The organism is Streptomyces sp. WELS2, assembly GCF_013870595.1.
Lineage (GTDB): Bacteria > Actinomycetota > Actinomycetes > Streptomycetales > Streptomycetaceae > Streptomyces.
Genome location: NZ_JACBWZ010000240.1, coordinates 1 through 7,976, shown reverse-complemented (window position 1 = coordinate 7,976; position 7,976 = coordinate 1). Strand labels below are relative to the sequence as shown.

General features: G+C 71.7%; 6 protein-coding genes and 2 pseudogenes. All 8 read left to right on the top strand.

The window, feature by feature from the left end:
- Positions 1-81: 81 nt before the first annotated feature.
- Positions 82-1,368: pseudogene (locus H5J33_RS16195) on the top strand (acyltransferase domain-containing protein); the annotation flags it as partial.
- A 24-nt stretch (positions 1,369-1,392) separates the two neighbouring features.
- Positions 1,393-2,308, top strand: a pseudogene (locus H5J33_RS16190) (iron-containing alcohol dehydrogenase family protein); the annotation flags it as partial.
- Positions 2,286-3,065 (top strand): CDP-alcohol phosphatidyltransferase family protein, encoded by a 780-nt coding sequence (locus H5J33_RS16185; protein WP_181795611.1) that lies wholly within the window; start codon positions 2,286-2,288, stop codon positions 3,063-3,065. The pseudogene H5J33_RS16190 and the gene H5J33_RS16185, both read left to right, overlap by 23 nt.
- Before the next feature lie 8 nt (positions 3,066-3,073).
- Entirely contained in the window at positions 3,074-3,946 is an 873-nt protein-coding gene (locus tag H5J33_RS16180; RefSeq protein WP_181795610.1) for a glycosyltransferase family 2 protein, read from the top strand.
- 90 nt (positions 3,947-4,036) lie between these two features.
- On the top strand, positions 4,037-4,966 hold the full coding sequence (locus H5J33_RS16175) for an ABC transporter permease (RefSeq protein ID WP_181795609.1): 930 nt from the start codon (positions 4,037-4,039) through the stop codon (positions 4,964-4,966).
- The gene (locus tag H5J33_RS16170) at positions 4,959-5,738 is read left to right on the top strand and encodes an ABC transporter ATP-binding protein (RefSeq protein ID WP_181795608.1); all 780 of its coding nucleotides are present in this window, start codon (positions 4,959-4,961) and stop codon (positions 5,736-5,738) included. Before H5J33_RS16175 ends, H5J33_RS16170 begins: the two co-directional genes overlap by 8 nt.
- 361 nt (positions 5,739-6,099) lie before the next feature.
- On the top strand, positions 6,100-6,996 hold the full coding sequence (hpnC, locus tag H5J33_RS16165) for a squalene synthase HpnC (RefSeq protein WP_181795607.1): 897 nt from the start codon (positions 6,100-6,102) through the stop codon (positions 6,994-6,996).
- Positions 6,993-7,943: a presqualene diphosphate synthase HpnD gene (gene hpnD / locus H5J33_RS16160; protein ID WP_181795606.1), complete on the top strand. Its 951-nt coding sequence runs from the start codon at positions 6,993-6,995 to the stop codon at positions 7,941-7,943. The genes hpnC and hpnD overlap by 4 nt, the downstream gene beginning before the upstream one ends.
- Positions 7,944-7,976 lie beyond the last annotated feature (33 nt).

Below are 7,976 nucleotides of genomic sequence, written 5' to 3'. Positions count from 1 at the left end.
CACCAGCACGGACATCAGCACCGGCACCCACAGCGGCAGACCGCCTTCCTGTTCACCGGCCAGGGCGCCCAGCGCGCCGGCATGGGCCGCGAACTGCACGCGCGGTTCCCGGTGTTCGCCCGCGCCTTCGACGAGATCTGCGCGCTCACCGGCGACGACGCGCTGCGCGGCCTCGTGCTCGGCGACGACCCCGGGCCGCTGCACCGCACCGCCCGCACCCAGACCGCGCTGTTCGCCTTCGAAGTCGCCCTGTACCGGCTGCTGGAGTCCTGGGGGCTCACCCCCGACTACCTGGCCGGGCACTCCGTCGGCGAGATCGCCGCCGCCCACGTGGCGGGCGTGCTGGACCTCGGGGACGCGACCACGCTGGTGGCCGCGCGCGGCCGGCTCATGCAGGAGCTGCCCGAGGGCGGCGCGATGTTCGCCGTACGCGCCACCGAGGAGGAGGTCCGCCCGCTGCTCACCGGCCGGGTCGGCATCGCCGCCGTCAACGGCCCCCGCTCCGTGGTGATCTCCGGCGACACCGCCGAGGCGGAGGCGGTGGCCGCCCGCTTCGGCAGGAGCCGCCGGCTGACGGTCTCGCACGCCTTCCACTCGCCCCTGATGGAACCGATGCTGGCCGCCTTCCGGACGGTCGCCGAGTCCCTGACCTACCACCGGGCCACCGTCCCCGTCGTCTCCAACCTCACCGGCGCGCTCGCCACCCAGGACATCGCCTCGCCCGACCACTGGGTGCGGCACGTGCGCGAGGCGGTCCGCTTCCACGACGGCATCCGCGCCCTCGCCGCCGAGGGCGTCACCCGCTACCTCGAAGTCGGCCCGGACGCCGTGCTGACCGCCATGGCCCGCGACTGCCTGACCGCCGACGGCACCCCCGACGGCACCGGCACCGGCACCGACGCCGTCCTCGCCGCCGCCTCCCGCCGCGACCGCGACGAGACCGAGACCCTGCTCACCGCCGTCGCCCGGCTGTACACCGGCGGCGCCGCCGTGGACTGGACCGCGCTGTTCACCGGCGCCCGCACCGTCGACCTGCCCACCACCGCCTTCCAGCGCGAACGGTTCTGGCCCGAGACGACCGCGACCGCCGGAGACGTCGGCTCCGCCGGACTCGACTCCGCCGACCACCCGCTGCTCGGCGCCGCCACCGTCCTCGCCGACACCGACGGCGCCGTGCTCACCGGCCGGCTGTCGGCACGCACCCACCCCTGGCTCGCCGACCACGTCGTCGCCGGCCGGATCGTCGTCCCCGGCACCGCCATGGTCGAACTCGCCGTCCGCGCCGGCGACCAGGTCGGCTGCGCCCACCTCGACGAACTCGCCCTGGAGACTCCGCTGGTGCTGCCCCCGGACGACGGGGTGCGGGTCCAGGTCGCCGTCGGCGCGCCCGACGCCTCCGGCGCCCGTACGGTGCACGTGTACGCCCGGCGCCACCTGGTACGAGGTCGGCGGCGGCACCCTGGACGACGCCATCCGGCTGGCCGGCGACATCAAGGCCGGTCACTACGACGCGGTCGTCGGCCTCGGCGGCGGCAAGATCATCGACTGCGCCAAGTTCGCGGCGTCCCGGGTCGGCCTGCCACTGGTCGCCGTCGCCACCAACCTCGCCCACGACGGCCTGTGCTCACCGGTCGCGACCCTCGACAACGACGCGGGCCGCGGCTCCTACGGCGTGCCCAACCCGATCGCGGTCATCATCGACCTCGACGTGATCCGCGAGGCACCCGTCCGGTTCGTCCGCTCCGGCATCGGCGACGTCATCTCCAACATCTCCGCCGTCGCGGACTGGGAGCTGTCCCACCAGGTCAACGGCGAGAAGGTCGACGGTCTGGCCGCCGCCATGGCCCGCCAGGCCGGCGAAGCGGTGCTCAGGCACCCCGGCGGAGTGGGCGACGACGGCTTCCTCCAGGTGCTGGCCGAGGCGCTGGTCCTCACCGGTATCGCCATGTCCGTGTCGGGCGACTCCCGCCCCTCCTCGGGTGCCTGCCACGAGATCAACCACGCCTTCGACCTGCTCTACCCCAGGCGCGCCGCCGCCCACGGCGAGCAGTGCGGCCTCGGCGCCGCCTTCGCGATGTATCTGCGCGGCGCCCACGAGGAGTCGGCGTACATGGCCGAGGTGCTGCGCCGGCACGGGCTCCCGGTCCTGCCGGACGAGATCGGCTTCACGGTGGACGAGTTCGTCCGCGCGGTCGAGTTCGCCCCGGAGACCCGGCCCGGCCGCTACACGATCCTCGAACACCTCGACCTCAAGACGAACCAGATCAAGGACATCTACGCCGACTATGTCAAGGCCATCGGTAGCTGAACTCCGTCCGGTCGTGCACCCCGCGGGGGTCAAGGACCGGCGCAGCGGTGAGCACTGGGCGGGACGCCTCTACATGCGCGAGGTGTCCCTGCGCGTCGACCGCTACCTGGTCAACACCAGGGTCACGCCCAACCAGCTCACGTACCTGATGACCGTCTGCGGCGTGCTCGCGACCCCGGCCCTGCTGGTGCCGGGCATCCCGGGCGCGGTGCTCGGCGTGGTCGCCACCCAGCTGTACCTGCTGCTGGACTGCGTCGACGGCGAGGTCGCCCGCTGGAAGCAGCAGTACTCGCTGGGCGGGGTCTACCTGGACCGGGTCGGCGCCTACCTCACCGACGCGGCCGTGCTGGTCGGTCTCGGCCTGCGCGCCGCCGACCTGTGGGGCACCGGCCGGATCGACTGGCTGTGGGCCTTCCTCGGCACCCTCGCCGCGCTCGGCGCCATCCTGATCAAGGCAGAGACCGACCTGGTCGGCGTCGCCCGGCACCAGACCGGCAAGCCCCCGGTGCAGGAGGCCGCGTCCGAGCCGCGCTCCTCCGGCATGGCACTGGCCCGGCGGGCCGCCTCGGCGCTGAAGTTCCACCGGCTGATCCTCGGCATCGAGGCCTCGCTGCTCATCCTCGTCCTCGCGATCGTGGACCAGGCCCGCGGCGACCTGTTCTTCACCCGGCTCGGCACCGCGGTGCTGGCCGGCATCGCCCTGCTGCAGACCCTGCTGCACCTGGTGTCCATCCTCGCCTCGAGCAGGCTGAAGTGAGCGCGCCCATGAAGGTCGGTGCCGTCATCATCACCATGGGCAACCGGCCCGAGGAGCTGAGGGCCCTGCTCGACTCCGTCGCCAAGCAGGACGGCGACCCGGTCGAGGTCGTCGTCGTCGGCAACGGCTCGCCCGTCCCGGAGGTGCCCGAGGGTGTGCGGACCGTGGAGGTGCCCGAGAACCTGGGCATCCCCGGCGGGCGCAACGTCGGCATAGAGGCCTTCGGGCCCGGCGGCCGCGATGTCGACATATTGCTCTTCCTCGACGACGACGGCCTGCTCGCCCGCCACGACACCGCCGAGCTGTGCCGCCAGGCCTTCGCCGCGGACCCCGAGCTGGGCATCATCAGCTTCCGCATCGCCGACCCCGACACCGGCGAGACCCAGCGCCGGCACGTGCCCCGGCTGCGCGCCTCCGACCCGATGCGCTCCTCCCGGGTCACCACCTTCCTCGGCGGCGCCAACGCCGTGCGCACCCGCGTCTTCGCGGAGGTCGGCGTCCTGCCGGACGAGTTCTTCTACGCGCACGAGGAGACCGACCTGGCCTGGCGGGCACTGGACGCCGGCTGGATGATCGACTACCGGTCCGACATGGTGCTGTACCACCCGACGACCGCCCCCTCGCGGCACGCCGTCTACCACCGCATGGTCGCCCGCAACCGGGTCTGGCTCGCCCGCCGCAACCTGCCCGCCCCCCTGGTCCCGGTCTACCTCGGGGTCTGGCTGCTGCTCACCCTGGCGCGCCGCCCCTCGCGACCGGCCCTGAAGGCGTGGTTCGGCGGCTTCAGGGAAGGCTGGACCACGCCGTGCGGTCCCCGCCGCCCGATGCGCTGGCGTACGGTATGGCGACTCACCCGACTGGGCCGTCCCCCGGTCATCTGACAAGCTCGTCCCCGACGGGCCGGTGCCGCCGCGCGCCGCCGCCCGCAGGACGGACCAGACACGCGTACCCGAAGACGAAAGTTTCCACCTGTGAGTGAGACCATGCACGACGGCACGGTCGCGGTGACCGCGGCCGCGTCGCCCGACGCGGGACTGACGGCGGCCGAGCTCGCCGCCAAGTACGGGCTCTCCGTGAGCGGCGCCCGGCCCTCGCTCGTGGAGTACGTCCGCCAGCTGTGGGGCCGGCGCCACTTCATCCTGGCCTTCTCCCAGGCCAAGCTGACCGCCCAGTACAGCCAGGCCAAACTCGGCCAGCTCTGGCAGGTGGCCACGCCCCTGCTGAACGCGGCCGTGTACTACTTCATCTTCGGGCTGATCCTGCACGCCAGCCGTGGCATGTCCCAGGACGTGTACATCCCGTTCCTGGTCACCGGCGTGTTCGTGTTCACCTTCACCCAGAGCTCGGTGATGTCCGGCGTCCGCGCGATCTCCGGCAACCTCGGCCTGGTGCGCGCCCTGCACTTCCCGCGCGCCTCGCTGCCCGTCTCCTTCTCGCTCCAGCAGCTCCAGCAGCTGCTGTTCTCGATGCTGGTGCTGTTCCTGGTGTCGGTCGGCTTCGGCAGCTACCCCGGCCTGTCCTGGCTGCTGATCGTGCCGGTGCTGGTGCTCCAGTTCCTGTTCAACACCGGACTGGCGCTGATCGTGGCCCGCATGGGCGCCAAGACGCCGGACCTCGCGCAGCTGATGCCGTTCCTGCTGCGTACCTGGATGTACGCCTCCGGTGTCATGTTCTCGATCAACAACATGCTGGCGGGCCGCCCCGAGTGGATCGTCCGGGCGCTCCAGGTCAATCCGGTCGCGATCTACATGGACCTGATGCGGTTCGCCCTGATCGACGGCTACGGCTCGTCGCACCTGCCGCCGCACGTGTGGGCCATCGCCCTGTTCTGGGCCGTGGTCGTCTTCGCCGGCGGCTTCGTGTACTTCTGGAAGGCGGAGGAGCGGTACGGCCGTGGCTGAGCAGCACAACCAGGACCGGCGCCCGACGGTCATCGCGGACGACCTGCACATCGTCTACCGGGTCAACGGCGCCAGGAGCGGCAAGGGCAGCGCCACGGCGGCCCTCAGCCGCATCCTCCGGCGCGGCGAGGAGCGGGGCGTGCGCAAGGTGCACGCCGTGCGCGGCGTGTCCTTCGCCGCCTACCGAGGCGAGGCCATCGGCCTGATCGGCTCCAACGGCTCCGGCAAGTCGACCCTGCTGCGCGCCGTGGCCGGCCTGCTGCCCGCCGAGAAGGGCAAGGTCTACACCGACGGCCAGCCGTCCCTGCTGGGCGTGAACGCGGCCCTGATGAACGACCTCACCGGCGAGCGGAACGTCATCCTGGGCGGTCTGGCCATGGGTATGTCCCGGGAGCAGATCAAGGAGCGTTACCAGGACATCGTCGACTTCTCCGGCATCAACGAGAAGGGCGACTTCATCACCCTGCCGATGCGCACCTACTCCTCCGGTATGGCGGCCCGGCTGCGTTTCTCCATCGCCGCCGCCAAGGACCACGACGTCCTGATGATCGACGAGGCGCTGGCCACCGGTGACCGCAAGTTCCAGCAGCGCTCCGAGGAACGCATCCGGGAACTGCGCAAAGAGGCCGGAACGGTCTTTCTGGTCAGCCACAACAACAAGTCGATCCGCGACACCTGCAACCGCGTGTTGTGGCTGGAACGCGGTGAACTGCGGATGGACGGACCCACCGACGAGGTCCTGAAGGAGTACGAGAAGTTCACGGGCAAGTGACCCGTTTCGGCCAGGGCCCCGTCGGAATTTCGTCCGGCGGGGCCCTTCCACTGCAAAGGAAACGTCAACTGGGCCCCGGTCCAGGAATCTTGGAGCCAATCGGTGTGTTGTTGTGATGTGCGGGACACCCCGACGATGGGCGCCACGTTGTACAACGTAAGCTGTACCGGTGCCGGAAACCGGCAAGTGCGGCGATAATGCGCGCCTTCCTTCGCGGAGGTGTCTTCGTGTATTGCGGGGCGGCGTGTCCGAAATAGTGTGTATTGGGTCGGCAGTGTAGAACGGGAGATGTGACGGCAATGGCTACGGAAACGCCCCAGCTCAACGCGGCGTGTGCCGTCACCGCCCCGGGCGGCGCCCGATGACGGCCACCGATACGGCGCCCGGCCTGGAGCGCGCCACCCTGGACAAGGCCGCGAGCGAGAACTTCCCGGTGGCCCCCTTCTTCCTGCCCCGGGCCTGGCGCGCCGACCTCATGGCGGTCTACGGCTTCGCCCGCCTGGTGGACGACATCGGCGACGGCGACCTCGCCCCCGGCGGCGCCGACGCCCGGGTGCTCGGCGTGTCGCCCGCCGAGGCCACCGACCGGCTGATCCTCCTCGACGCCTTCGAGGAGGACCTGCGGCGCGTCTTCGACGGCACGCCGCACCACCCGCTGCTGCGCCGTCTGCAGCCCACCGTCCGGCGCCGCGCCCTCACCCCCGAGCCGTTCCTCGGGCTGATCGCCGCCAACCGCCAGGACCAGCTCGTCGCCCGGTACGAGACCTACGACGACCTCCTCGCCTACTGCGAACTGTCGGCCAACCCCGTCGGCCGCCTCGTCCTCGCCGTCACCGGCACCTCCACCCCCGAGCGGATCCGGCTGTCCGACGCGATCTGCACCGCCCTGCAGATCGTGGAGCACCTCCAGGACGTCGCCGAGGACCTCGGCCGCGACCGGATCTACCTGCCGGCCGAGGACATGAAGCGCTTCCACGTCCAAGAAGCTGATCTTGGCCAAAAAAGCGCGGGCGCATCGGTGCGCGCCCTGGTTGCATACGAAGCACAACGCGCCCGCGATCTGCTGGATGAAGGCGCTCCCCTGGTGGGTAGCGTCCACGGCAGGCTGAAGCTCCTGCTCGCGGGGTTCGTGGCGGGGGGAAGGGCGGCGATCGAAGCGATCACCGCCGCCGAGTACGACGTACTTCCCGGCCCGCCCAGACCCGGCAAGGTCCAGTTGCTGCGTGAGGTGGGCGTGATCCTGCGAGGAGAGGGGTGATCCGGACCGTGGAGTCTGCGCCGCACGTGTCCGCACCGGTACTCGCCGCCTACAGCTACTGCGAGGCCGTCACCGGGCAGCAGGCCCGTAACTTCGCCTACGGCATCCGGTTGCTGCCGGCGGCCAAGCGACGCGCCATGTCGGCGCTGTACGCGTTCTCCCGGCGGGTGGACGACATCGGCGACGGCGGCCTGGCCGACGAGGTGAAGCTGACGCGGCTGGAGGACACCCGGGCATTGCTCGCCCGGGTCCGCGCCGGGGAGGTCGAGGAGGACGACACCGACCCGGTGGCCGTCGCCCTCAGCCACGCCGCGCGGGCCTTCCCGATCCCGCTCGGCGGCCTGGACGAGCTGATCGACGGCGTCCAGATGGACGTGCGCGGGGAGGTCTACGAGACCTGGGACGACCTCAAGGTGTACTGCCGGTGTGTCGCCGGTGCCATCGGCCGCCTCTCGCTCGGCGTGTTCGGCACCGAACCCGGCGCGCGCGGCGCCGAGCGCGCGGCCGAGTACGCCGACACCCTCGGCCTCGCCCTCCAGCTCACCAACATCCTCCGCGACGTCCGCGAGGACGCGCTCGGCGGCCGCACCTATCTGCCCGCCGACGACCTCGCCAAGTTCGGCTGCTCGGCCGGCTTCCGGGCGCCGGCCCCGCCGGAGGGCTCCGACTTCGCCGGCCTCGTCCACTTCGAAGTACGCCGCGCCCGGGCCCTGTTCGCCGAGGGCTACCGGCTGCTGCCCATGCTCGACCGGCGCAGCGGAGCCTGCGTCGCCGCGATGGCCGGCATCTACCGCCGGCTGCTCGACCGCATCGAGCGCGACCCGGAGGCCGTGCTGCGCGGCCGGGTCTCGCTGCCCGGACACGAGAAGGCCTACGTCGCCGTGCGCGGCCTGTCCGGCCTCGACACCCGCCATATCGCCCGGGGCTCGGTCCGGAGGCGCGCCTGATGCAGCGCACCGAACCGGGGCTCGGTCCGGAGG